This is a genomic window from Achromobacter pulmonis (assembly GCF_021733725.1).
GTDB lineage: Bacteria > Pseudomonadota > Gammaproteobacteria > Burkholderiales > Burkholderiaceae_B > Achromobacter > Achromobacter pulmonis.
Window position 1 is genome coordinate 3,140,320 of the sequence record NZ_JAIFOT010000001.1, and the last position, 24,931, is coordinate 3,165,250.

The 24,931-nt window shown below is 65.7% G+C and carries 20 protein-coding genes; 11 read left to right on the forward strand and 9 right to left on the reverse strand.

What is annotated here, in order from left to right; all coding sequences use genetic code 11:
• Positions 1 to 8: 8 nt before the first annotated feature.
• The 6 genes from K2W61_RS14525 to K2W61_RS14550 form a co-directional block, all read right to left on the reverse strand.
• Positions 9 to 653, reverse strand: a complete 645-nt coding sequence (locus K2W61_RS14525; protein ID WP_175134873.1) for a histidine phosphatase family protein — start codon at positions 651 to 653, stop codon at positions 9 to 11.
• Complete coding sequence (locus K2W61_RS14530; protein ID WP_175134872.1) at positions 650 to 1,594, reverse strand: LysR family transcriptional regulator; 945 nt, start codon at positions 1,592 to 1,594, stop codon at positions 650 to 652. Before K2W61_RS14530 ends, K2W61_RS14525 begins: the two co-directional genes overlap by 4 nt.
• Positions 1,595 to 1,618: 24 nt before the next feature.
• Positions 1,619 to 2,704, reverse strand: a complete 1,086-nt coding sequence (locus K2W61_RS14535) for an ABC transporter ATP-binding protein (protein WP_175141550.1) — start codon at positions 2,702 to 2,704, stop codon at positions 1,619 to 1,621.
• 16 nt (positions 2,705 to 2,720) lie between these two features.
• Entirely contained in the window at positions 2,721 to 4,430 is a 1,710-nt protein-coding gene (locus K2W61_RS14540; RefSeq protein ID WP_175134870.1) for an ABC transporter permease, read from the reverse strand.
• An 87-nt stretch (positions 4,431 to 4,517) separates the two neighbouring features.
• Positions 4,518 to 5,843, reverse strand: a complete 1,326-nt coding sequence (locus K2W61_RS14545) for an ABC transporter substrate-binding protein (RefSeq protein ID WP_175134869.1) — start codon at positions 5,841 to 5,843, stop codon at positions 4,518 to 4,520.
• Between the two features lie 128 nt (positions 5,844 to 5,971).
• A complete protein-coding gene (locus tag K2W61_RS14550; protein WP_175134868.1) occupies positions 5,972 to 6,394 on the reverse strand; it encodes a FlxA-like family protein in 423 nt (140 codons plus the stop codon).
• 131 nt (positions 6,395 to 6,525) lie between these two features.
• On the opposite strand from K2W61_RS14550, the gene K2W61_RS14555 reads away from it, so the two are divergent.
• Positions 6,526 to 7,836: a solute carrier family 23 protein gene (locus K2W61_RS14555; protein WP_175134867.1), complete on the forward strand. Its 1,311-nt coding sequence runs from the start codon at positions 6,526 to 6,528 to the stop codon at positions 7,834 to 7,836.
• A 44-nt stretch (positions 7,837 to 7,880) separates the two neighbouring features.
• On the opposite strand, the gene K2W61_RS14560 is transcribed toward K2W61_RS14555, so the two are convergent.
• On the reverse strand, positions 7,881 to 9,491 hold the full coding sequence (locus K2W61_RS14560) for a methyl-accepting chemotaxis protein (protein ID WP_236755890.1): 1,611 nt from the start codon (positions 9,489 to 9,491) through the stop codon (positions 7,881 to 7,883).
• Positions 9,492 to 10,201: 710 nt separating this feature from the next.
• On the opposite strand from K2W61_RS14560, the gene greA reads away from it, so the two are divergent.
• A complete protein-coding gene (gene greA, locus K2W61_RS14565) occupies positions 10,202 to 10,678 on the forward strand; it encodes a transcription elongation factor GreA (RefSeq protein WP_175134865.1) in 477 nt (158 codons plus the stop codon).
• A 141-nt stretch (positions 10,679 to 10,819) separates the two neighbouring features.
• On the opposite strand, the gene K2W61_RS14570 is transcribed toward greA, so the two are convergent.
• Positions 10,820 to 11,422, reverse strand: coding sequence for a YhbY family RNA-binding protein (locus K2W61_RS14570; protein ID WP_175134864.1), 603 nt, complete (start codon positions 11,420 to 11,422; stop codon positions 10,820 to 10,822).
• Between the two features lie 18 nt (positions 11,423 to 11,440).
• On the opposite strand from K2W61_RS14570, the gene K2W61_RS14575 reads away from it, so the two are divergent.
• The 5 genes from K2W61_RS14575 (at position 11,441) to K2W61_RS14595 (ending at position 17,423) form a co-directional block, all read left to right on the forward strand.
• Positions 11,441 to 12,073 (forward strand): RlmE family RNA methyltransferase, encoded by a 633-nt coding sequence (locus tag K2W61_RS14575; RefSeq protein ID WP_175134863.1) that lies wholly within the window; start codon positions 11,441 to 11,443, stop codon positions 12,071 to 12,073.
• 228 nt (positions 12,074 to 12,301) lie between these two features.
• Positions 12,302 to 14,200 (forward strand): ATP-dependent zinc metalloprotease FtsH, encoded by a 1,899-nt coding sequence (gene ftsH / locus K2W61_RS14580; protein ID WP_175134862.1) that lies wholly within the window; start codon positions 12,302 to 12,304, stop codon positions 14,198 to 14,200.
• 18 nt (positions 14,201 to 14,218) lie between these two features.
• A complete protein-coding gene (gene folP, locus K2W61_RS14585; protein WP_175141549.1) occupies positions 14,219 to 15,064 on the forward strand; it encodes a dihydropteroate synthase in 846 nt (281 codons plus the stop codon).
• Complete coding sequence (gene glmM, locus K2W61_RS14590) at positions 15,061 to 16,404, forward strand: phosphoglucosamine mutase (RefSeq protein ID WP_175134860.1); 1,344 nt, start codon at positions 15,061 to 15,063, stop codon at positions 16,402 to 16,404. Before folP ends, glmM begins: the two co-directional genes overlap by 4 nt.
• A gap of 215 nt (positions 16,405 to 16,619) precedes the next feature.
• Positions 16,620 to 17,423, forward strand: coding sequence for a GNAT family N-acetyltransferase (locus K2W61_RS14595; RefSeq protein WP_175134859.1), 804 nt, complete (start codon positions 16,620 to 16,622; stop codon positions 17,421 to 17,423).
• A gap of 167 nt (positions 17,424 to 17,590) precedes the next feature.
• Here K2W61_RS14595 and ppx read toward each other — a convergent pair whose 3' ends face one another.
• Positions 17,591 to 19,078, reverse strand: a complete 1,488-nt coding sequence (ppx, locus tag K2W61_RS14600) for an exopolyphosphatase (RefSeq protein WP_175134858.1) — start codon at positions 19,076 to 19,078, stop codon at positions 17,591 to 17,593.
• 218 nt (positions 19,079 to 19,296) lie between these two features.
• Between ppx and ppk1 the strand changes: the two genes are divergently transcribed.
• From ppk1 to pstA, 4 genes are all read left to right on the forward strand, one after another.
• The gene (ppk1, locus tag K2W61_RS14605) at positions 19,297 to 21,372 is read left to right on the forward strand and encodes a polyphosphate kinase 1 (protein WP_175134857.1); all 2,076 of its coding nucleotides are present in this window, start codon (positions 19,297 to 19,299) and stop codon (positions 21,370 to 21,372) included.
• Positions 21,373 to 21,816: 444 nt separating this feature from the next.
• Positions 21,817 to 22,857 carry a phosphate ABC transporter substrate-binding protein PstS gene (gene pstS, locus K2W61_RS14610; protein ID WP_175141548.1) on the forward strand — a complete coding sequence of 347 codons (1,041 nt, stop codon included), beginning with the start codon at positions 21,817 to 21,819 and terminating at the stop codon, positions 22,855 to 22,857.
• A 137-nt stretch (positions 22,858 to 22,994) separates the two neighbouring features.
• Positions 22,995 to 24,011: a phosphate ABC transporter permease subunit PstC gene (gene pstC / locus K2W61_RS14615; RefSeq protein ID WP_175134855.1), complete on the forward strand. Its 1,017-nt coding sequence runs from the start codon at positions 22,995 to 22,997 to the stop codon at positions 24,009 to 24,011.
• Between the two features lie 24 nt (positions 24,012 to 24,035).
• Positions 24,036 to 24,893, forward strand: coding sequence for a phosphate ABC transporter permease PstA (pstA, locus tag K2W61_RS14620; RefSeq protein ID WP_175134854.1), 858 nt, complete (start codon positions 24,036 to 24,038; stop codon positions 24,891 to 24,893).
• Positions 24,894 to 24,931 lie beyond the last annotated feature (38 nt).

Genomic DNA, 24,931 nt, shown 5'->3' on the forward strand with positions numbered 1-24,931 from the left:
GCAGGCCATCACGGCACCACGTCGTCGCCGACTTCCGCGGCCACGTGGTCCACGTCGCCCCAATCCAGCACTTGCCACTGGCGGCCGCGCACGCCGACGCGATTGATGCTGACATTCAGCAGCGCCGCGTCGCGCGGCGCGTTCAACGGCACGCCGCTGGCATGGCGCCAGATGATATCCAGCACGCCGCCGTGGGTGAATAGCAGGATGCGCTCGCCCTCATGGCGGCCGGCGATGTCGTCCACGGTTGAAATCACGCGCGACTGGAACTGGCCCAGTGTCTCGCCGCCGTCCAGCGCGCGCAGGGGATCGCGGCTGCGCCAGGCGGAAGCGGCTTCGGGCGCCAGCACGTCGATGCGTTCCAGGTCCAGCCCCTCCAGCACGCCGAAACCGCGTTCGCGGATGCCGGGTTCGATCCGCACGCGCAGATCCAGTTGTTCCGACACCGGCGTGGCGGTGGCGTGGGCGCGTTGCAGGTCGCTGCTGTAAATGGCGTCGATCGGCGTGCTGCGGGCCTCTTCGCGCAGGCGCGAGGCCAGCAGGCCTGCCTGGTTGCGGCCGAATTCGTTCAGGGGGATGTCTTGCCAGCCCTGCAGGCGGCGCTGGCGATTCCAGTCGGTTTCGCCGTGGCGGATGAACCAGATTTCAGTCATTGGGGTGTCGATTCGGTGGGGAAGGGCGCGACGGCGGGCGGATCGGACGCGACCGGGGCGCGCGGCTTCCAGATGGCTTGAATGATCGAGCTTAACGCGACCAGCGCGGGCTCGCTAGCGCGTTCGTAAGGCAGGATGAAGCCCAGCAGCGCATCGGCGCGGGCCTGGCCCCACACCATGAAGTCGCCCGAGGCCGCGCCGGCCAGCGCCGTTTCCTCGCGCAACAGCGCGCAGCCGGCGCCGGCCCGCACCAGCGCTTCCAGGTTGGCCTGGTCGTCGTTCTGCATGGCCACGCGCGGCGACAGCCCGTGGCGCTCGAACATGTCGCGCAACAACAGATGGGTGTGGCTGCCGGCGGGGCCGTCCAGCCACGGCAATTGCGCCACTTCGCGCCAGCCGCCACGTTTGAGCACCGCGGCGTGCTCGCGCGGTAGCGCGATGCGATAGCGCACGCTGCGCAACGGCATCCAGAGCACGCCGCGCGGTGGATGCGCGGCAATGGTCAGCGCCGCCGGCAGCCGGCCGGTGCTGACCTGTTCGGCCAGCACCGCGGTGGGCAGCGTCTGGGTCTTCAGCTCGACCAGCGGCAATCGTTGCGTAATGGCCGCGGCCAACTCGCCCAATCGCAGGAAGTCCGGTTTCTCGCTGGGCAGGCCCAGTTCGACCGCGCCCTGCAGGCTGCCCTGCAACTGTTGCGCCTCGGATTTGAATTGTGCGCCCAGCACCAGCAGCGATTCGGCGGTGGGCAGTAGCATCTCGCCGGCCTTGGCCAGCGCCAGCCGCCCCCCGCTGCGGTCGAACAGCGCCACGCCCAGGCTTTGCTCCAGCGCCTTGATCTGCGCGGTCACGGCCGGCTGGGTCAGCGACAGCGCTTCGGCGGCCCGCGTCAGGTTGCCCAGCCGGGCGACCGTGACGAAGGCGCGGATCTGATAGATTTCCATGCCGCCTTTGTAGGGGAAGCGGGCTCAGGCGGCAAGCAGCCGCACCTGGGTCGGCTCCAGTCCGATCGATACCGGCGCGCCCACCGGGAACGGCGACAGTCCCGCCAGGTGCGACTGGTCGGCCGTCAGGCGCTGTTCGCCGATCTGCACCTGGTAGCGGGTGAATTCGCCCAGGAACTCGCTGCTTTCCACCACGCCCGGCAGCCACACATAGCGCGCGTCGCCCAGTCCGTCTGCCATCTCGATCTGCACCGTATGCGGCCGGAAACTGGCCGCCAGGCGCTGCGCCAGCGGCGCCTCGGCCGCCAGCGGCAGGTGCAGGTCGCCCACGCCCTCCACCGCCAGCACCACGCTGCCGCTGGTGCGTTCGCGCACCTCGCCTTCCAGCACATTCATGGTGCCGACGAAGTTGGCCACGAAGCGGTTCACTGGATAGTCGAACAGCGTGTTGGGCGCGCCGATCTGCTGCACCACGCCGTGATCCAGCACCGCCATGCGGTCGGCGGTGGTCATGGCTTCTTCCTGATCATGCGTGACGAAGATGGTGGTGATGCCCAGGCGCCGTTGCAGGCTCAGCAGGTCCTGGCGCATCTGCACGCGCAGCTTCTTGTCCAGGTTCGACAGCGGCTCGTCCAGCAGCAGCACTTGCGGCTCGATCACGATGGTACGCGCCAGCGCCACGCGCTGCTGCTGGCCGCCGGACAACTGGTTGGGACGGCGGCGCGCGTATTGCGACAGGCCCACCAGTTCCAGCGCGGCCTCGACCTTGGCGCGGATCTGCTCGCGCGGCAGCTTGCGTTCGACCAGTCCGAACGCGACGTTGTCCCACACGGTCATGTGGGGCCACAGCGCGTAGTTCTGGAACACCATGCCGATATTGCGATCCCATGGCGGGATGGCGCTGATGTCCTTGCCATCGACCAGCAACTGGCCGGCGTCCTGGCGGTTGAAGCCCGCGATCAGCCGCAGCAGGGTGGACTTGCCCGAGCCCGAGGGCCCCAGCAGGGCGAAGAATTCGCCCGGTTCGATGTGGATGTTGACGTCCTTGAGCACTTCGGTCCTGCCATACGACAGCCGGATGTTGCGGCATTCAACGCTGACTTTCTTCATGTCGATTCCCCTTGATTCAAGCCGTCTCGTCGTGACGCGCCGGGCGCTGGCGCGCCTGGGCGCGCTCGACCAGCAGGTGCGAGACATACGTGCCGATCGCGACCGCGACCACCGCCAGCACCCCCAGCGCCGCGCCCGGGCCCCGGCCCGCCGCGCTCTGCATGTACAGATAGATGCCATAACTCATCGGCGCCTGGCTGTCCTTGGTGACCAGCATGATGGTGGCCGACAGCTCCACCGCCGCGGTCACGAAGCTGGTGACAAAGCCAGCCAGCATGCCGCCGGCCATCAGCGGCACCACCACCCGCCGGATGGTGCGCAGGCGCGTCGCGCCCAGCGATTGCGCGGCTTCCTCCAGCGACACGTTGATCTGCTGCAGCGCCGCCACGCATGAGCGTAGCGCGTACGGCAGCCGCCGCACCGAGTACGCGATCATGATGATGATCCACGACGAGGTCAGCAATGTGCCGGTGCCCGGGATCTCCACGCCACGGAAGGTGCGCAGCAGGCCGATGGCCAGCACGATGCCGGGGATCGCCAGCGCCGCCGAGGCCAGCAGATCCAGCCACTGGCGCGCGGGCAACCGGGTGCGCAGCATCAGGTAGGCGATGGCGGTGCCCAGGATCACGTCCACGCCCGCGGCCAGGCCGCAATAGAGCAGGGTATTGGCGATCATGCCCTGCGACTCGCTGAAGACCGCGCTGTAGTGGGCCAGCGTGTAACCGTCGGGCAGCGGCGCGAAGCTCCAGACGCTGGCCAGCGACAGCAGCAGCACGCCCATGTGCGGCGACAGCACCAGCAGCAGCACCAGGATGATCCAGCCATAGGCCAGCACGCTTTCCGCGGGCCGCAGCTTGCGCTTCTGGATCGAATTGCCGCCCTTTTGCAGCGTGGAATAGTCGCGTCCCTTCAGAACCCGCGCCGACAGCCACAGCGCCAGGATCGAGAAGGCGATCATGATTACGCTGATCACATACCCCAGCGGATCCTCCAGCCCCACCTGCGTGATGCGCAGATAGGCCTGCGGCGCCAGCATGTTGGTGGTGCCCAGCACCAGCGGCGTGCCGAGGTCGTCGAACACCTTCACGAACACCAGCGAGGCGCCGGCCACATAGCCGGGCAGGGCCAGCGGGAAGATCACGCGGCGAAACAGCCGGAAGCCGCGCGCGCCCAGGTTGAAGGCCGCTTCCTCCATGGCGCCGTCGATATTGCGCAGCGCCACCACCAGGTTCATCAGGATGAACGGGAAGTAGTGCAGGGCTTCGACGAAGATCACGCCGTTCAGCCCCTCCATGAACGGAATGGTGACGCCGAACCAGTCGTCCAGCAGCAGGTTGACACTGCCCGAACGGCCGAAAATCAGTTGCATGGCCACCGCGCCGACGAACGGCGGCATGATCAGCGGCAGCACGCCCAGTGTCTGGATGATGAGGGCGCCGCGAAAGTCGAAGCGCACCGTGAAGTACGCCAGCGGCACCGCGATCAGCGAGGCCAGCAGCGCCGACCAGCCCGCCACATAGAGGCTGTTGAAGAACGCCTCCAGCATCAGCGGCTGGTTGAAGAACGCGCCGAAATGGCCGATGGTGAAGCCGCCATCGGCATTGACGAAGGCACTGTAGAACACCGTGCCCACCGGCACGACCAGGAACAGCGCAAGGAAACCCAGCACCAGGAGCGCGGCCAGCATGGGGCCGGCGGGCAGGCGTGAATGGCCCGGAAGATTCATCGAGATTCCCGTAATGGTTCAAGACAGCCCGCCCGCGGCGGGGGGCGGCCGGACGGGGCGAATCCCTCCGTCCGGCAGGGGCCGGGCTTAAAGCGCCGCGGCTTCCCGCGCCAGCTTCACGGCCTGTTCGTAATTGCTCTTGGCCGTGCCATTCCATTCGCCTTCCAGCTGCGTGATCTGCTGGTTGACCGCGGCGTCCTTCTTGTTGCCGCTGAAGATCTTCAGGAAGGCGGGATCCGCGGCCTGCTTGCCGTCGACCAACGGCGTCCAGGCCAGCTTGCGGGCCTGCGCCAGCAGTTCGGCCGGTTTGCCGCTCTTGGCCTTGTCGCCCAGTTTGGCCTCGGCGTCATAGATGGCCTTGGTGGCCGCCTGAAGCTCCTTCAGGCGGAACGTGACCGTCTGGTCGTACAACGACTGCACCACGTAATAGCGGCTTTGCGACAGATCGGCATTGAACTGCACCTTGCTGCGGCGCGCGATATCGGCCGGGTCGGGATAGCCCTTTGGCACCTTGCCGCCCAGCGCCGCGTACGGCAGCACCGGCAGACGCGAGATCTTCGGTTCCAGCAGCAGTTCCTGTCCCGCCTGGCTGAGAGTGAAGGCGATGAACTTCTTGCCTTCCTCGGTATTCTTGGCGCCTGCTATCAGGGCGATGTTGGCCGGCACGATGGCGGTCTCGGAGGGATAGACGAATTCCACCGGGAACTTCGAATACTTGCTCGACAGGCCGAAGAAGTCGATCACCGGCCCGGCCCCGAACTGGCCGTTGTTGACCCCGTCCGGCACGCCGAACGAACGTTCGGTCACGGTGCTGCTGTTGCCCGACATGCGCAGCAGCGTATTCCAGCCATCGTCCCAGCCCTCGCCCTGCAGGATGGTCTCGACCGTCAGGTGCATGGTGCCCGAGCGCGACGGCGAGGTGATGCCGAGGTGGCCGAACCAGTGCGGCGCCAGCAGATCCTTCCACTCGACCGGCGCGGGAATCTTGTGCGCCTTGATGTAGCGCGTGTTGTAGACGATGCCGTAGCCGGCCAGCGCCTGGCCCAGGTACATGCCGCTCGGATCGTTGATGGGATAGTTGCCGATCTTGTCCGGCACGTCCTTGTTGGCGACATCCGAAGACTTGGCCAGCAGCTTGTCGCGCCCCAGCACCTCGAAGGCATCCGGCGCGCTGGCCCAGAACACTTCCGGACGCTGGCCTGCCGGCGTTTCGCGCACATAGGCGATGCCGGACACGGTGTTCTTGTTGAGGATTTCCAGCGTGATGCCGGGGTTGGCCTTTTCGAATGCGGTCTTGTAGGCCTGGGTCAGATCTTTCGGGAACGACGTGATCACCGTGACGGTGCCCGCCAGCGCGGGGGCGGCGCAGGCGGCCAGCAGCGCCCCTGCAAGGGCTGTGCGCATTGCATGCATGGTTTGTCTCCGTGGTTTTTTGATTTGTCCGGAGACCTTAGCGGCTACGCGCGCCGCCAGTCCAATCACAAATTTTGATGCGCGCCATCAGCCCGGCGGGCATTCGGGAGAACCCGCGCCAACGGCTCCTAGGCCGTGGCCGAGACGCCACCGTTCGCCTTGGCCATCGCCTTGATCTTCTCGTTCATCACCTGCTGGATCTGATTCATGATCTGCAGCGCCTGTCCGTTCAACGCCTGCAACTGGGTGGCCTTCTGTTCGGCCGACGCGTTGCTGTCGCGCACGCGAGCGATCTGCTCCATCACGCGCTTGAGCTGGCGCTGCAGTTCCTTGATCTGGCGGGTGTAGTGGTCGTCATTTTCGGACGATTCGGTTTCCTCGGCCTGGCCGACCTTCATGGCGCCGGCATTGGTGACGCGGATCTTGCCGTCGGGGGTGACGGTGACGCCCTTGTTGTCGTCCTTGGCATCCTTGTTGGCCTGGATTTTCTGCGCCCACAGGTCGGCCATGCTGCCGATGCGTGAGGTGCCGCTGATGGAATCGATGGCCATGGAGATCTCCGGGAAGGGGATTGATCGGGGTTTCCACTAATACGGCATGCCGGCGCGGAACTTAAGTTGCCGCCCGTTCCCGGCCCCCTTTACACTGGCGCCCGCTCACACCAATCATTCCCGGGGATTCCATGTCCAATTCCTATTTTCCGCGCTGGCGCCTGGCGGACGACGCCGAGCCCGGCGTCATCATTGCGCCCGACGAACGGCTGTCCTGGCCCAAGAATGTGGCCATGGGCGCCCAGCACGTGGTGGCGATGTTCGGCTCCACCGTGCTGGCGCCGCTGCTGATGGGCTTCGACCCCAACGTGGCCATCCTGATGTCGGGCATCGGCACCCTGATCTTCTTCCTGTTCGTGGGCGGCCGCGTGCCCAGCTACCTGGGCTCCAGCTTCGCTTTCATCGGCGGCGTCATCGCCGTCACCGGCTACGCCGGAGGCGGGGCCAACGCCAACATCGGCGTGGCGCTGGGCGCCATCATCGCCTGCGGCCTGGCCTACACCCTGATCGGCGTGCTGGTCTGGATCGCCAACGGCCGCGCCGGCGGGGGCGCCAACTGGATCGACGCGCTGATGCCGCCGGTGGTGACCGGCGCCGTGGTTGCGGTGATCGGTCTGAATCTGGCGCCCATCGCCGCCAAGGGCGCCATGGGCGCCTCGGGCTTCGACAGCGCCATGGCCATCGTCACCATCCTGTGCGTGGGGGGCATTGCCGTCTATACCAAGGGCATGGTGCAGCGCCTGCTGATCCTGGTGGGCCTGATCCTGGCCTGCGTGGTGTACGCGATCTGCGCCAACGGCCTGGGCCTGGGCAAGCCGATGGACTTCGCGGCCGTGTCGGCCGCCGCCTGGCTCGGCCTGCCGCACTTTGCCGCGCCGGTGTTCAAGGCCGAGGCGATGGGCCTGATCGTGCCGGTGGCCATTATCCTGGTCGCCGAGAACCTGGGCCACGTCAAGGCGGTCAGCGCCATGACCGGCCAGGACCTCGACCGCTACCTGGGCCGCGCCTTCGTCGGCGACGGCGTGGCCACGATGGTGTCGGGGGCGGTCGGCGGCACCGGCGTCACCACCTATGCCGAGAACATTGGCGTGATGGCGGTCACCCGCATCTATTCGACGCTGGTGTTCGTGATCGCCGCGCTGATCGCCATTGTGCTGGGCTTTTCGCCCAAGTTCGGGGCCCTGATCCAGACCATTCCGGCGCCGGTGCTGGGCGGCATGTCCGTGGTGGTGTTCGGCCTGATCGCCATCGCCGGGGCCCGCATCTGGGTCGTCAACCAGGTCGACTTCAGCGACAACCGCAACCTGATCGTGGCCGCGGTCACGCTGGTGCTGGGCGCGGGCGACTTCACCGTCAAGCTGGGTAACTTCACGCTGGGCGGTATCGGTACCGCGACCTTCGGCGCCATCATCCTGTACGCCCTGCTGCGCCGCAAGAAATAAGGGCACAGCAGGGCGCGGGGGACCATCGCGTCCGCCCTGGCCGCTCAGGAGCGCGACAGCCGCGACGCCGGCGCCCTGCCGTCCACCGGCAGCGGCGTCGCCTCGATCACCTGGCCCGACTGGGTTTTGAACACCGAGGTCGCTTCCGCCAGGCGCCGCGCCTGCTCCTCCATCGCCGACGCGGCGGCCGAGGCCTGCTCCACCAGCGCGGCGTTCTGCTGCGTGACCTCGTCCATCTGCGAGACGGCCAGGCTGACCTGGTCGATGCCCCCGGCCTGTTGCGAGGAGGCCGCCGAGATCTCGCCCATGATGTCGGCCACCCGTTGCACCGAGGTTACGATCTCGTCCATGGTCTGGCCGGCCGCGGCGACCTGGGACGATCCGGCCGCGACCGTTTCGACCGAGCTTTCGATCAGCGTCTTGATTTCCTTGGCCGCCTGCGCGGCGCGCTGCGCCAGGCTGCGCACCTCGCCGGCCACCACCGCGAAACCCTTGCCCTGTTCGCCTGCCCGGGCCGCCTCTACCGCGGCGTTGAGCGCCAGGATATTGGTCTGGAAAGCGATGCCGTCTATCACCGAGACGATCTCGGCGATGCGGCGCGAACTGTCGGAAATGCCCTGCATGGTGGCCACGACCTGGCTGACCGTATGGCCGCCGCGCTGCGCCACCTCCATGCTCACCCCTGCCAGTTGGTTGGCCTGGGCCGCGTTCTCGGCATTCTGCTTGACCGTGGCGGCCAGCTCCTCCATGGTCGAGGCGGTTTCCTCCAGCGCCGCGGCCTGCTCTTCGGTGCGGGTCGACAGATTGGCGTTGCCGGCGGCGATCTCGGCCGCGCCCACATTGATTTCTTCCACCCCCTGGCGCACCGTCGTCACCGTGCGGTTCAGGCCGTCCTGCATACGCCGCAGCGCCGAAAACAGCATGCCGATCTCGTTGTTAGAGCGGGCCTCCACGCGCTGGGTCAGGTCGCCGGCGGCGATCCGGTCGAAGTGGCGGCCGGCGTCCTGCAACGGCAGCAGCACTGCGCGCCGGACGAAGGCCCAGCACAACAGCGCCAGTAGCAGGGCGGCGGACAGGAGCACCACGGCCGACAGCCGCGCCGTGGCATAAGTGTGCTGCGAGCGCGCCAGCACGCCATCGCTGCGCTCCTGTACCCGCGCCAGGAACGCCTGCATGTCGCTGGCGAACGCAGCGTCCGCCTGCGGTACCCGCGGCGCGGCTTGCTGGTAGCGGGCGAGCGCGCCTTGCTTGAGGGCCGCGTCCAGCTCGTCCAGTGCGGCCGCATAGGCGTTGAACCGCCCCTGCAGTACCTGCGCCAGCTCTTGGCCGCGCTCGCTCTTGGGCACGGCCATGTAGCGGGTGAAGCGTTCGCGGGCCAGTTGCAACTGGCCGGCGGCCGCCTCCGTGGTCCGGCCGCCGGCTCCCGCCTGCAGATCGGCCAGCCCCGCCCCCAATGCCAGCCGGGCGCGCAGCAGGGCGGCGTTGGCTTCATACAGTGGATCGACCTGGTGTACGGCCACATTATTCAGGTCTTCGATTTCACGCACGCTGCTTTCGGCATTCATCCAACTCAAGCCGCAAGCCAGGGCCAGGGTAATCACAAAACAGGCCAGCACCAGCATCATGCCCGTACGGACTTTCAGTTTTTGCAGCATGGCAGCTCCCGTTCCCGAACGCGCTCCGCCGCAGGCGCGGGCCTGTGCCCATAGGCGCTGCGATGGAGGGGCGGACGTCGCGCCGGATGACTGCGATGCGCCCGCACAACCTTGCAACACGCACAATCAATCGCTGTGCGCGGCGGCCGCAAGGGCCGGGCCGCGCATTCCTTCGCTTGCAGATTGGAAAATGCCGGCGCATACCGGCATGTATTTAATTGTTATTAATAGGCCATTTTTTTGGTTATACCTTTTTTATTCAATGCAATATGGCGTTTTTACATAAACCCCGCTGAAAATACCGGGACTCGGGGTTTATCCGTGGCGCCAAGTATCTTTTATGCAACGCCGGGTAGCGGTATGGAATCAACGGGTTTTAGCGGGTTACAGCGCCGAAATGCGCCGAAAACATGGTTTTCTCCGGCCGCTTGCAATTCCCTCGGACTTTGACCACAATAGGGACTTGATTGCCCCGGTTCCGACCCGAGCCGGGGTTTTGTTTTGGTCGCAGCTTGCCGCATTCGTCCGGCGGGCCGGCCCGAGCGGGCGCAAGGGGATCCATCGGGTTCGACTTTGCCCGTCCCTGGCCGTTCCGTTCCTGGCGTTGCCCGTCCCGATCCGCTTTCGACGGCGCCCATGCGTCAGGTCCAAGACCTTCACACCGAGAACGCTCCGTCGGGGGCGTTTTCTACTTTTGTTTGGGAAACGACATGTCTGCCATTCCTTTGACCGTGCGCGGGGCCGAGCGCTTGCAAGAAGAGCTCCAGCGGCTGAAAACCGTGGAACGTCCCGCCGTCATCAACGCTATCGCCGAAGCGCGCGCGCAGGGCGATCTGTCGGAAAATGCCGAGTACGACGCCGCTCGCGAGCGCCAGGGTTTTATCGAGGGCCGGATCGCCGAACTTGAAGGCACGCTTTCCAATGCCCACCTGATCGATCCGTCCTCGCTCGAAGCCGAGGGTCGTGCCGTGTTCGGCGCCACCGTCGATATCGAAGACCTGGATTCGGGCGATCGCGTGACGTACCAGATCGTCGGCGACGTCGAGGCCGATATCAAGTCGAACCTGATTTCCGTGTCGAGCCCGGTGGCGCGCGCGCTGATCGGCAAAAGCGAAGGCGATGTGGTCGAGGTCAAGGCCCCGGCTGGCGTTCGCGAATATGAAGTCCTGAGCGTGCGTTACATTTGACGCCAGCGCTTGAGCGGTAAAATCAGCAAAACACCATAGCCTCTGCCCCGAACCGGGCATCCGGCAGGATTCCGGCGGCGCTATCGTGGAAAGCCATGGTGGATCGGGCGCGTAAAGCGCCCGTTTTTGTGCCCGGCGGCGCTATCGCTTGGTCGACGAACGGCGGCTGGTGCCGCTGCGTGCCCCGGCCCGCAGGCTCAGGGCGCTGCCGGCGCGGCGCGGAATGCCGTGGCTGCCGGAAGCGGTTTTCTTGTTGCTGGGACGCATCGGTTTGCCGTTCTTGTTGAGCTGGTCCTGCGGCACGAAGCGCGTCTTCGGCTTGGGCTCTTCGGTTTCGGAACGGCGCGGACGCTTGGCCAGGGTCTTGCCCTCGGCGGCCAGCTTCTTGGGCGTGTGCGGCTCGGAGGCGCGGCGCTTGGCGGGGCGTTCAGGCTCGGCGGCGGCCAGCGCGGCGGGCTTGATGTTGCCGGCCAGCGGGCGGAACAGGATCAGGGTCTTGCCCAGGTGGTGCACCGGGGCGCAGGACAGGGTCTCGCAGATGGTCGACAGCATGGCCTCGCGGGCCTCGCGATCGTCGCCGCCGGCCCGGACCTTGATCAGGCCGTGGGAAGTGAGTGCCAGGTCGATTTCCTTGAGCACGGCTTCGGTCAGGCCGTTGTCGCCGATCAGGACGACGGGGCGCAGAGGGTGAGCGGCGGACCGAAGGTCGCTGCGCTCACGAGAGGTAAGTTCTAATATAGGCATGCGTGGAATTGTACGGTAATGGCCAAGAATAAATTCTCCAAAGACTGGATTCACCAGCACATCAACGATCCCTATGTGAAGATGGCGCAACAGAAGGGCTACCGGGCCCGCGCCGCCTTCAAGCTGATCGAGATCCTCGACGCCGAGAAGCTGCTGCGGCGCGGCGATCTGGTCGTCGATCTGGGCTCGGCCCCGGGCAGCTGGTCGCAGGTGGCGCGCGAGCGCCTGGCGGGCCCGGGCGGGGTGGTGGACGGGCGCATCATCGCTCTGGACATGCTGCCCATGGAGCCGGTGGCGGGCGTCGAATTCATCCAGGGCGACTTCCGCGAAGATGACATTTTGAAACAGCTGGAGGATCTGGTCGGATCGCGCGCGGTGGACCTTGTAATTTCCGACATGGCCCCCAACTTGTCAGGCGTGGGTATCGCCGACGCCGCGCGTATCGAGCACGTGTGCGAGCTGGCGATGGAGTTCGCGCTCGCCCACCTCAAGCCCAACGGGGCGCTGATTGTCAAGGCATTCCACGGAACCGGCTTTTCGCAGATCGTGGAGTCCTACAAGCGGCACTTCAAGCGGGTGGTCGAGCGCAAGCCGAAGGCATCGCGGGACAAGTCCTCCGAAACCTTTTTGGTCGCCCGTGATCTGAAATAGCCCGCGCCGGGGTTCGTGCCCCGGTGTCACAAGAACCTACCGGCCCGAGCGCGGCCGGCCTGCCGAGACAAAGACCAGAAAAATCACGAATCAGACGTAACTTAGCGGCCCGCCCCTTCCCAGGACGCAACCCGGTCCGACAGGGTAGAATGGGCTATTGACATACTTGTGACTGTGCCATACGCGGGTGCGCAGTCGCCGGTCGGAATCGAAAGCAGGAGATCGACCTTGAATAATTCATTTTCGAAAGTCGCCGTCTGGATGGTGATAGCCCTGGTGCTATTCACGGTCTTCAAGCAGTTCGACGGACGCGCGCAGACCCAGGACGGCGTGACCTACACGCAGTTCATGGATGACGCCAAGGCGGGCCGTATCCGCAAGGTGGACGTGCAGGGCGGCGCCGGTGGCGACGTGCTCTACGTCACGCCGGACGCGGGCCGTCCTTACACGCTGACCTCGCCGGGCGACCTCTGGATGGTTTCCGACCTGCTCAAGTACGGCGTGCAGGTATCGGGCAAGCCGCGCGAAGAGCAGTCGCTGCTGATGAGCATCTTCGTGTCCTGGTTCCCCATGCTGCTGCTGATCGGCGTGTGGGTGTTCTTCATGCGCCAGATGCAGGGCGGTGGCAAGGGCGGCGCGTTCAGCTTCGGCAAGTCGCGCGCCCGCATGCTCGACGAGAACACCAACCAGATCACCTTCGCCGATGTCGCTGGCTGCGACGAAGCCAAGGAAGACGTCCAGGAACTGGTCGACTTCCTGCGCGACCCCAGCAAGTTCCAGAAGCTGGGCGGCCGTATCCCGCGCGGCGTGCTGATGGTCGGTTCGCCCGGTACCGGCAAGACGCTGCTGGCCAAGGCCATCGCCGGCGAAGCCAAGGTGCCGTTCTTCAGCATTTCCGGTTCGGACTTCGTTGAAATGTTCGTCGGCGTGGGCGCGGCCCGCGTGCGCGACATGTTCGAGAACGCCAAGAAGCACGCGCCCTGCATCATCTTCATCGACGAAATCGACGCGGTCGGCCGCCAGCGTGGCGCCGGCCTGGGCGGTGGCAACGATGAACGCGAGCAGACGCTGAACCAGATGCTGGTGGAAATGGACGGCTTCGAGTCGGGCCAGGGCGTCATCGTGATCGCCGCCACCAACCGCCCCGACGTGCTCGATCCGGCGCTGCTGCGTCCGGGCCGCTTCGACCGCCAGGTCGTGGTGCCGCTGCCCGACATCCGCGGCCGCGAGCAGATTCTGAAGGTCCACATGCGCAAGGTGCCGCTGTCGCCCAACGTCGACGCCACCATCCTGGCGCGTGGCACCCCGGGCTTCTCGGGCGCCGACCTGGCCAACCTGGTCAACGAGGCCGCGCTGTTCGCCGCGCGCCGCAACGGCCGCACGGTCGACATGTCGGACTTCGAAAAGGCCAAGGACAAGATCATCATGGGCGCCGAGCGCCGCTCGATCGTCATGCCCGAAGAGGAACGCAAGAACACCGCGTACCACGAGTCCGGCCATGCCATCGTCGCCCGCATGCTGCCCAAGACCGACCCGGTTCACAAGGTCACCATCATCCCTCGCGGCCGCGCGCTGGGCGTGACGATGCAGTTGCCCGAGTCCGACCGCTACAGCATGGACAAGAGCCGCCTGCTGTCGACTATCGCGGTGCTGTTCGGCGGCCGTATCGCCGAAGAGCTCTTCATGAACCAGATGACCACCGGCGCCTCGAACGACTTCGAACGCGCCACGGCCATCGCCCGCGATATCGTCACGCGGTATGGCATGACCGACGAGCTGGGCCCGATGGTCTACGCCGAGAACGAAGGCGAGGTCTTCCTGGGCCGCAGCGTGACCAAGACCACGCACATGTCCGAAGCCACCATGCAGAAGGTGGATTCCGAGATCCGCCGCATCATCGACGAGCAATACGGCGTGGCGCGCAAGATCCTGGAAGACAACCGCGACAAGGTCGAGGTCATGACCGCCGCGCTGCTCGAATGGGAAACCATCGACGCCGACCAGATCAACGACATCATCGAGGGTCGCCCGCCGCGTCCCCCGAAGACGCCGCAAGGCCCGTCCGATACGTCGGATACGCCTCCGACCGGGCTGGCCGCCGGCGGTAACACGGCAGCCGCGGTCTGAGGTCTTTCGTCCTGATTTATGGCGAATAACTTCCTTTGCGGGCGCTTCGAGTTTGATCTCGAGCGCCCGCTTGTCATGGGAATCGTCAATGTCACGCCGGATTCGTTTTCCGACGGCGGCCAACACGACGATACCGATTCCGCGGTGGCGCACGCGCGCCAGCTGATTGCAGAGGGTGCCCACATCCTCGACCTGGGGGGCGAGTCCACGCGGCCCGGCGCCGAGCCGGTGTCCGTCGCCGACGAGCTCGATCGGCTGCTGCCGGTGATCGAGGCGCTGCGCGATTGCGGCGCGCCGCTGTCCATCGACACCTTCAAACCCGAGGTCATGCGCGCCGTGCTGGATGCCGGTGCCGATATGATCAACGACATCTACGGCTTCCGGCAGCCCGGCGCCATTGAGGCGGTGGCGCGGTCGCGCTGCGGGTTGTGCGTGATGCACATGAAGGGCGAGCCGCGCACCATGCAGGCGACACCGCCCGAATATTCCGACCTGATCGGTGAAATCGGTCTCTTCCTGGGGGCGCGGGCGCAGAAATTGCGCGCGGCCTGGGTCGATCCCCGACGCATCGTGCTGGACCCTGGCTTTGGGTTCGGCAAGACCGCCGACCAGAACTTCCAGTTGCTGCGCCGGCTGTCCAGCCTGCGCAGCGGCGGCTATCCATTGCTGATCGGCCTGTCGCGCAAGAACATGATCGGTCAGGCCACCGGCCGACCGGTCGGCGACCGGTTGTCCGGCAGCATTGCCGCCGCCCTGGCCTGCGTGGCTCGTGGCGCCTCCATCGTGCGGGTGCACGACGTGGCGGCCACGGTCGATGCGCTCAAGGTCTGGCAGGCGGCCGAACAAGGAGCAATCAGTTCATGACTCAACGCAAGTATTTTGGGACTGACGGGGTGCGCGGCGAAGTCGGCGGCCCGGTGATCAACGCCGAATTCGCCCTGCGCCTGGGCTACGCCGCCGGCCGCGTGCTGGCGCGCGAGCATGCGGTGCGCGGCGGTAGCCGCCCGCAGGTCGTGATCGGCAAGGACACCCGTATCTCCGGCTATATGCTGGAATCGGCGCTGGAGGCCGGCCTGTCGGCCGCGGGTATCGACGTGCTGCTGGCCGGCCCGATTCCCACCCCCGCCGTGGCCTACCTGACCCGCGCGCTGCGCCTGGTCGCCGGCATCGTGATCAGCGCCTCGCACAATCCCTACCAGGACAACGGCATCAAGTTCTTCTCGGCCCAGGGCATGAAACTGCCCGACGAAATCGAGACCGCCATCGAAACCGCGCTGGACGAGCCGCTGGGCTGCGTCAGCTCGGAAGGGCTGGGGCGGGCGCGCCGCATGTCGGACTCCCAGGGCCGTTACATCGAATTCTGCAAGAGCACCTTCCCCAACGATCTGGACCTGAACGGCATGACGATCGTGGTGGACGCCGCCCATGGCGCCGCCTACAACATCGCGCCGCACGTGTTCCGCGAACTGGGCGCCGAGGTGCATGCCATCGGCGTGCATCCGGATGGCTTCAACATCAACAAGGGCGTGGGTGCGCTGCATCCGGAACTGCTGGCCAAGGAAGTGAAGGCGCGCGGCGCCCAGCTCGGCATCGCTCTGGACGGCGACGCCGACCGGCTGCAGATGGTGGACGGCGACGGCCGCATCTACAACGGCGATGAACTGCTCTACGCCATCCTGCGCGAGCGCATGCAGCGCGGCAAGGTCGACGGCGTGGTCGGCACGCTGATGACCAACTTCGGCTTCGAACGCGAATTGCAACGCCTGGGCGTGGGGTTCGAACGCGCCAACGTGGGCGACCGCTACGTGCTCGAACAGATGCAGGCGCGCGGCTGGCTGTACGGCGGCGAGAGCTCGGGCCACCTGTTGTGTCTGGATTGCCACTCCACCGGCGACGGCATCGTGGCGGCCCTGCAGGTGCTGACGGCGTTGCGCCGCAACCAGGTCACGATGGCGCAGTGGGTCCAGGACCTGCGTATGTATCCGCAGAAGATGATCAACGTGCCGCTGGCGCCAGGCCAGGACTGGAAAACCCATGCCGGCCTGAGCGCGGCGCGCCAGGCGGTCGAGGCCGAACTGGCTGGGCGCGGCCGCATCCTGATCCGCGCTTCCGGCACCGAGCCCAAGCTGCGCCTGATGGTCGAAGCCGAGGACGAGGCCCTGGCCGTGGCCTGCGCCGAGAAGCTGGCGGCCAGCCTGGGATAACCGATTTTTGCCTCGATCGGACATGGCCATTCATTGTTTTGCGATGAATGGCCATTGTTTGTGAATAGTCCGTATTTGTTTGTAAAGTTTTGTCGAGCTTTGCAGGAATTGGGCGCCATCGCTCCGAACTAAACTTCATAGTCACGTAACATATTGGTCAAGTCTTTGACATACAGGGCGTCCAAACTGACCGGACTCTCTAGGAGCTTCGCGCAATGCTGGAACTAGCACGCATCAACCCAAGCCGTAACGCCGCAGAACCATGGACTGGCCCCGCCGCCAGGGTGCTGGTGGTCGGTCTGGCGCGCACGGCCGAGGAAATTGAACAGATCCAGCGCCTGCGCTATGACGTCTTCACCGAGGACATGGGCGCGGTCTTTCCAGACGCCCAGGACGGAATCGAACATGACCGCTTCGATCCCTACTGCGAGCATCTGATGGTGCGCGAGCTCGACACCGGCCGTGTCGTGGGCACCTACCGCATTCTCACGCCCGAAAAGGCGCGCGAGGCCGGCGGTTATTACTCGCAGTCGGAATTCGACCTGTCGGGCCTGGGCGCCATCCGCGACGAGCTGGTGGAAGTGGGGCGTTCCTGCACTCACGCCGACTACCGCAATGGCGCGGTCATCATGTTGCTGTGGTCCGGCCTGGCGGAATACCTGCGCCGCGGCGGCTATCAGTACGTGTTGGGTTGCGCCAGCGTCAGCCTGCGCGACGACGGGGTCACGGCGGCGGAAGTGTGGCGCACCATCTCCAAGCAGCTGCCCAAGGAAGGCGAGCCGCGCGTGTTGCCGCTGCATCGCTATCCGGTGGAAAAGCTCAACAGCACCCTGCCGGCGCGCGTGCCGCCGCTGATCAAGGGCTATCTGAAGCTGGGCGCCACGGTGTGCGGCGAGCCGGCCTGGGACCCTGATTTCAATGCGGCCGATTTCCCGGTGCTGCTGAAGATGGACGGCATGGACGAGCGCTACCGCCGCCATTTCGGCCTGGACCAACCGATCGTCAACGGTCAGCGCTGACCATGCGCCGCCTGTTCCGCCGTATGAAGATCAGACTGATACGGCGGGCCACGCGGCCTTTCCGTCTGGAGCTCAAGCAGCTCGATCGTCAGACCGACCTGTCACCGTTCTAGGGCCGGGTTTGCTGGCGCACACAAGGCCCCGGGCTTTCCGGGGCCTTGTCGCTTTCAGAATTCGAGCAGCTGGAACGAGAAACCGACCTTGGACCATTCCGCTTCTTCCGCGCGCAGCGTGAAGTCGCTGAGCGGATGTTGCGCCAGCCAGTTGCGGTTCACCCGGACCACGATCGAGTCGTTGCGCATGGATGCGGTCAACGGCAGGGGCTCGATCTCGCCGCGGCGGCGGAACAGCAGCACTGCCAGGCGCAGGCTGAGGATGGCCATCCATTGGGCGCGGTTGCGCACCAGCGGTTCGAGCTTGCTCAGCTTGCCCTGGTGTCCCAGCGCCAGCAGCGCCAGCAGTTGCTGGTCGGCGCGCGAGAAGCCCGGCATGTCGGCATTTTCGAGCACGTAGGCGGTGTGCTTGTGATAGGCGTTGTGGGCGATCGATAGGCCCACTTCGTGCAGGTCCGCGGCCCAGCCCAGCGCGGCGCGCAATTCTGCGCGTTCGGGGCCGTCGGGCATCATCGCGTCGAACAGGCTGAGGGCGGCATGGTGCACGCGGCGCGCCTGGTTGACGTCGACGTGGTAGCGCTTCATGAACTGGCGCACCGATTCGTCGCGCTTGTCGTGTTCGTCGTCGCGGCCCAGCAGGTCGTACAGCACGCCCAGGCGCAGCGCGCCGTCGCCGGTGTGCATGACGTCGATGCCGAGCTCGTCGAACAGCGCGCTCATGATGGCCAGCCCGCCGGGCAGCACGTCGGCGCGTTCGATCTTGATGCCGGGCAGCTCGGACGGGATGACCCGGCCGGCGCGCACGATGCGGTCCTTGAGCTTGCTCAGGCCGGCGCGGGTGATGCCGCGGTCCGACATGCCGCCTTCGGTGAGGATGGCGAACAGCGCCTTGGCGGTGCCGGACGAGCCGTAGGCTTCCTTCCACCCCGCCTTGCGATACTGCTTGGCAATGACTTCGATTTCACGCCGGGCGGCCAGCTCGGCCTGTTTCATCTGGTGGGCATCGACGATGCCGTCCGAGAAGAACTGGCGGCTGTAGCTGACGCAGCCCATGTAGAGCGAGGACATGAGGCCGGGCTCATGGCCCTTGCCGATGATGACTTCGGTGGAGCCGCCGCCGATATCGATCACCAGGCGCTTGTTGGGGGAGGGGGGCAGGGTATGCACCACGCCCGAGAAAATCAGGCGGGCTTCCTCGCGTCCGGCGATGACTTCGATTGGAAAGCCCAGGGCCGCTTCGGCCCGCGGCAGGAAGTCACGGGTATTGCGCGCCACCCGGAAGGTGTTGGTGGCCACCGCGCGCACCCGGTTGGGGTGGAAGCTGCGCAGGCGGTCGCCGAAACGTCCCAGCACGGCGATGGCTCGTTCGATCGCTTCGTCGCCCAGGCGTTTTTCGGTGTCCAGCCCGGCGGCGAGCCGGACGGTTTCCTTGAGGCGGTCGATCTGGTAGATCTGGGGCGTACCGTCCTGTTGGACGATGCGTCCGATGGAGAGGCGGAAGCTGTTGGACCCGAGGTCCACGGCGGCCAGAAGTTGATCCATGCGGCTGGTGATAAAGGCTGTAGGGTGGCCTGATTATAGAGACCCCATGTGACAGCGCCGGCCGCTGCGGGTTTTCGCTTATGGATCAGGGCATTGGCAGCGGGAGAGGATGTCCCATGTGTCCCGGTTTTGTCGTACGCTACGTATATGGCGCGATGTCATGGAACCGTCATTTGTTTGCAGTAAAACGCTACGCTCCCCAACGTATGGAATCCGGTATGACCCCACGTCCGCCCGCCGAGCCCTTGCTCCTGAATCGCGAATTGTCGCTGCTCAAGTTCAACGAACGCGTGCTGGCGATGGCGGAAAACCCCACGACTCCCTTGCTCGAGCGGCTGCGTTACGTCTGCATCGTCAGTTCCAACCTGGATGAGTTCTTCGAGATCCGTATCTCCAGCCTGAAAGAGCAGCAGCGCCAGTCGCCCAACCTGGTGGGGCCGGACGGCATGACGCCGGACCAGGCATTCGAGAACGTCCAGCAGGCGGTGCACGAGCTGGTGGGGCGCCAGTACGCCCTGCTGAACGACGCCATCCTGCCGGCGTTGCAGGCAGAGGGCATCGCGCTACACCATGCGTCCGAGTGGAATGCCGAGCAGCAGGAATGGGCGCGCGAAGTGTTCAGCCGCGACGTCATGCCGCTGCTGACGCCGATCGGGCTGGACCCGGCGCACCCGTTTCCGCGGGTCTACAACAAGAGCCTGAATTTCATCGTCTCGCTGTCGGGCGCCGACGCCTTCGGCCGCCAGGCCTCGATTGCCGTGGTGCAGGCGCCGCGCGCGCTGCCGCGCCTGATCAAGATGCCGCAGGAGCTGTCCGGCCATCCGGAAGGCTACATCCTGTTGACCTCGCTGCTGCGCGCCTTCGTCGGTGAGCTGTTCCCGGGCCTCGAAATGCTGGGTTGCTACCAGTGGCGGGTGACGCGGAACAGCGATCTGTTCGTGGACGAAGAGGAAGTCACCAACCTGCGCCACGCCTTGCAGGGCGAATTGTCGCAGCGCAACTTCGGCGCGGCGGTGCGCCTGGAGATCGACAAGCTGACACCGGTCGAGTTGGAGACCTTCCTGCAGCGCGAGTTCTCGCTCAAGCCCGAGGACACCTACCGCGTGCCGGGGCCGGTGAACCTGTCGCGTCTGATGCAGCTGTGCAATTCGGCCAGCCGGCCGGACCTGTTGTTTCCCGACTATCGCGCGCCGGTACCGGCGCCGTTCGACCGCGTCGGCGACAAGCCGGCCGAGTTGTTCGAGGCGGTGGCGCAACAGGATCGCCTGCTGCATCACCCCTACCAGTCGTTCCAGCCCGTCATCGACTTCCTGACCGCCGCGGCGCTCGATCCGGACGTGATGGCCATCAAGCAGACCATCTACCGCACCGGCGAGGATTCCGAGCTGATGAAGATCCTGTTGGCCGCGGCGCGCGCCGGCAAGGAAGTGACGGTGGTGGTGGAATTGATGGCGCGCTTCGACGAGCAGACCAATATCAACTGGGCTTCCAAGCTGGAAGAGGTGGGGGCGCACGTGGTCTATGGCGTGGTGGCGCACAAGACCCACGCCAAGATGGCGGTGGTGCTGCGGCGCGAAAAGGGCCGCTTGCGCCGCTACGCCCACCTGGGCACGGGCAATTACCACCCGCGCACCGCGCGCCTGTATACCGATTTTGGCCTGCTTACCGCCGATCCCAAGCTGTGCGAGGACATGGACAAGGTCTTCGCGCAGTTGACCGGCCTGGGCGCGCGCCGCGCGCTCAAGTCGCTGATGCAGTCGCCGTTCACCATGCATGACGGCATGGTGGCGCTGATCCGCGCCGAGGCGCGCGCCGCCAAGGCCGGCAAGCGCGCGCGCATCATGGCCAAGATGAACTCGCTGCTGGAAGAGCAGATCATCGAGGAACTCTACAAGGCCAGCCAGGCCGGCGTGAAGATCGACCTGATCGTGCGCGGCGTGTGCGCGCTGCGCGCGGGCGTGCCGGGGCTGTCGGAGAACATCCGGGTGCGGTCCATCGTCGGCCGCTTCCTGGAGCACTCGCGCGTGTTCTATTTCTACGCCGAGGGCGCCGAGACGGTGTACCTGTCGTCGGCCGACTGGATGGACCGCAATTTCTTCCGCCGGGTGGAAATCGCCTTCCCGATCTACGACAAGACACTCAAGAAGCGCGTCATCGACGAGGCCTTCACCTTCGCCCTGCGCGACAATCAGTTGGCCTGGCAGCAACAGGCCGACGGCGACTACGTCCGCGTGCGCAGCCGCCGCGAGCCGTTCAACCTGCACCAGTACCTGATGCAGAAGCTGGGCGTGTAACCCGCGCGCGGCGGCGCTTCATCGCCCCGTTGCCGTCGCCGTCGTCCACCGAGGCAACGGCGACAAGGAGCAAGGCCCCGCCGTGCGAAGCCCTCCCCATCCGTCCCCAAACCCCGCCGCGGACAAAAACGCCCCCCCAAGGCAACCCCTCCCCCAGCCAGGCCGCAGACAAAAAACGCCCCCCCAAGGCAACCCCTCCCCCAGCCAGGCCGCAGACAAAAAACGCCCCCTCAAGGCAACCCCTCCCCCAGCCAGGCCGCGCGGATCCGGCTCCGCCGGTCCGCCACCGGCGCCCCCCTGGGGGGGAAGCGCGCAGCGCTCCGGGGGGGGGTATATGACTGTCACTATCCTGTCACGTTGGGCTTCTAAGATGCGAGGGTCGCTGAAAGACAGGCAGTAGAAAGCCTGCCAAAGACTCCTCTAACGAGCACAGAAGGAACCAAGATGTTCAAACGTGTCTTCAAGCAAGTTTCCCTGGGCGTCGCGCTGAGCGCCGCCGTTTTCACCGTCCAGGCCGCCGATGTGACCGGCGCCGGCGCCTCGTTCCCGTACCCGATCTACGCCAAGTGGGCGTCGGACTACAAGGCCGCGACCAACAACGCGGTGAACTACCAGTCGATCGGTTCGGGCGGCGGCCAGCAACAGATCATCGCCAAGACCGTCGATTTCGGCGCTTCGGACGATCCCATGAAGGCGGCCGACCTGGAAAAGAACGGTCTGCTGCAATTCCCGGCCGTCATCGGCGGCACGGTTGCCGTGGTGAACATCGACGGCATCGAGCCGGGCAAGCTGAAGTTGTCGGGCAAGGTCCTGGGCGACATCTTCCTGGGCAAGATCAAGAAGTGGGACGACGCCGCCATCAAGGCGATGAATCCCGACCTGAAGCTGCCGTCGGCCGACATCATCGTGGTGCACCGTTCGGATGGCTCGGGCACGACGTTCGGCTGGACCAACTACCTGTCCAAGGTGTCGCCGGAATGGAAGGCGCAGGTTGGCGAAGGCAAGGCCGTCAAGTGGCCCGTGGGCCAGGGTGGCAAGGGTAACGAAGGCGTCGCTGCCTACGTCGGCCAGCTGAAGAACTCGATCGGCTACGTCGAATACGCCTACGCCAAGCAGAACAAGCTGGCCTGGACGCAGCTGCAGAACAAGGCCGGCAAGTTCGTCCAGCCGGAGCAGAAGGCTTTCGCCGCCGCCGCCGCCAACGCCGATTGGAAGAGCGCGCCGGGCATGGGCGTGGTGCTGACCGACGAGCCGGGCGCCGATTCCTGGCCCGTGACCGCCGCCACCTTCATCCTGCTGCACAAGAAGCAGGACAAGCCGGTGCAGGGCAAGGCCGTGCTGGACTTCTTCGACTGGGCTTTCAAGAACGGCGCCAAGTCGGCCGAAGCCATGGACTACGTGCCGCTGCCGGATGCCGTGACCAAGGAAATCCGCGCTGCCTGGGGCGAAGTCAAGTCCGCCGACGGCAAGCCGGTCTGGAAGTAAAGCGATTGTCCGGCGCGGGCGGTCATCGCTCGCGCCGGCGCCGGCAGGCCGCCCTGGCACGCTTCGTGGGTGCCAGGGCGGGCCCCTCCCGGGCCTACTCATCGTTTCCCCCAAGGTTTCCTAAGGAAAGTCCATCCATGAGCGCGGTAATGGATAATAGTGTGCCGCTTTCGCCCAGCGTGGCGGACTCCGTGACTACCGGCACGCCTTCGCCTATGAAGCAAAACAACAACGCGCTGATGGATGCGCTGTTCAAGAACCTGACCCGCCTGTTCGCCTTCCTGGTGTTCATCCTGTTGGCGGCGATCCTCGTATCCCTGATCTATGGCAGTCGCGAATCGCTGGCCAAGTACGGCCTGTCGTTCCTTTGGCTGAACGATTGGGATCCCGTCAAGCAAAGCTACGGCGCGGTGGTGCCCATCATCGGCACGCTGCTGACCTCGGCCATCGCCCTGATCATCGCGGTGCCGGTGTCGTTCGGCATCGCCATCTTCCTGACCGAACTGTCGCCGACCTGGCTGCGCCGCCCGTTGGGCACCGCGGTCGAGATGCTGGCGGCGATTCCGTCGATCATCTACGGCATGTGGGGCCTGTTCGTCTTCGTGCCGGTGTTCCAGCAGTATGTGCAGCCTTTCCTGATCGCGACGCTGGGCAGCGTGCCGATCATCGGCGGAATCTTCGCCGGACCGCCGTTCGGCATCGGTATTTTCACCGCCGGCCTGATCCTGTCGATCATGATCATCCCGTTCATCGCGGCCGTCATGCGCGATGTGTTCGAGCTGGTGCCGGCCATGCTGAAGGAATCGGCCTACGGCCTGGGCAGCACGACCTGGGAAGTGATGTGGCGCGTGGTGCTGCCGTTCACCAAGTCGGGCGTCATCGGCGGCATCATGCTGGGCCTGGGGCGCGCCCTGGGCGAGACCATGGCGGTGACCTTCGTGATCGGCAACGCCTTCAAGTGGTCCGGCTCGCTGTTTTCGCCGGGCAACTCGATCGCCTCGGCCCTGGCCAACGAGTTCAATGAAGCCGGCGGCATCCAGAAGGCGGCGCTCTTGGAACTGGGCCTGATCCTGTTCCTCATCACCACCATCGTGCTGGCGCTGGCCAAGATGCTGCTGGTCCGCTTGTCGGCCAACGAAGGCAAGCGCACCTGAGCGTCGCCGCACTAGGAAAAGATCATGGCTGCTGTCTCCGTACTCAATATGCAGAATGGCGTGTATCGCCGCCGCCGCGTGGTCAATCGCGTCATGCTGACCATCTCGCTGGGCACGCTGGTGTTCGGGCTGTTCTGGTTGTTCTGGATCATTCTGACCCTGCTGTTCAAGGGCGCGCCGGCGCTGTCGCTCACGCTCTTCACCGAGATCACGCCGCCTCCGGGACAAGCCGGTGGCCTGATCAACGCCATCTTCGGCAGCGTGATGATGGCGGGCGTGGGCACGCTGATTGGCACGCCGGTCGGCATCCTGGCCGGCACCTACCTGGCCGAATACGGCCAGCGCGGCTGGCTGGCGCCGGCCACGCGTTTCCTGAACGACGTGCTGCTGTCGGCGCCGTCCATCATCATCGGCCTGTTCATCTATGCCGTGTATGTGGCGCAGGTGGGACATTACTCGGGTTGGGCCGGCGCCATCGCCCTGTCCATCCTGGTGATTCCGGTGGTGGTGCGCACCACCGACAACATGCTGCTGCTGGTGCCCAACAGCCTGCGCGAGGCCGCGGCCGCGCTGGGCTGCCCCAAGTGGCGCATGATCACGCTGGTGTGCTATCGCGCCGCCAAGACCGGCATCATCACCGGCGTGTTGCTGGCCATCGCCCGCATTTCGGGCGAAACCGCGCCGCTGTTGTTCACGGCGCTGTCCAACCAGTTCATGTCGACCAACATGAACGGCCCGATGGCCAACCTGCCGGTCGTGATCTACCAATACGCCGCCAGCCCCTTCAAGGACTGGAACAACCTGGCCTGGGCCGGCGCCACCCTGATTACGCTGCTGGTGCTGGGCATCAACATCATCGCCCGCAACATGTTCCGCAAGTAAAGATCGCTTTGCCGGCGCGCCTGCCGCGCCGGCCCTAG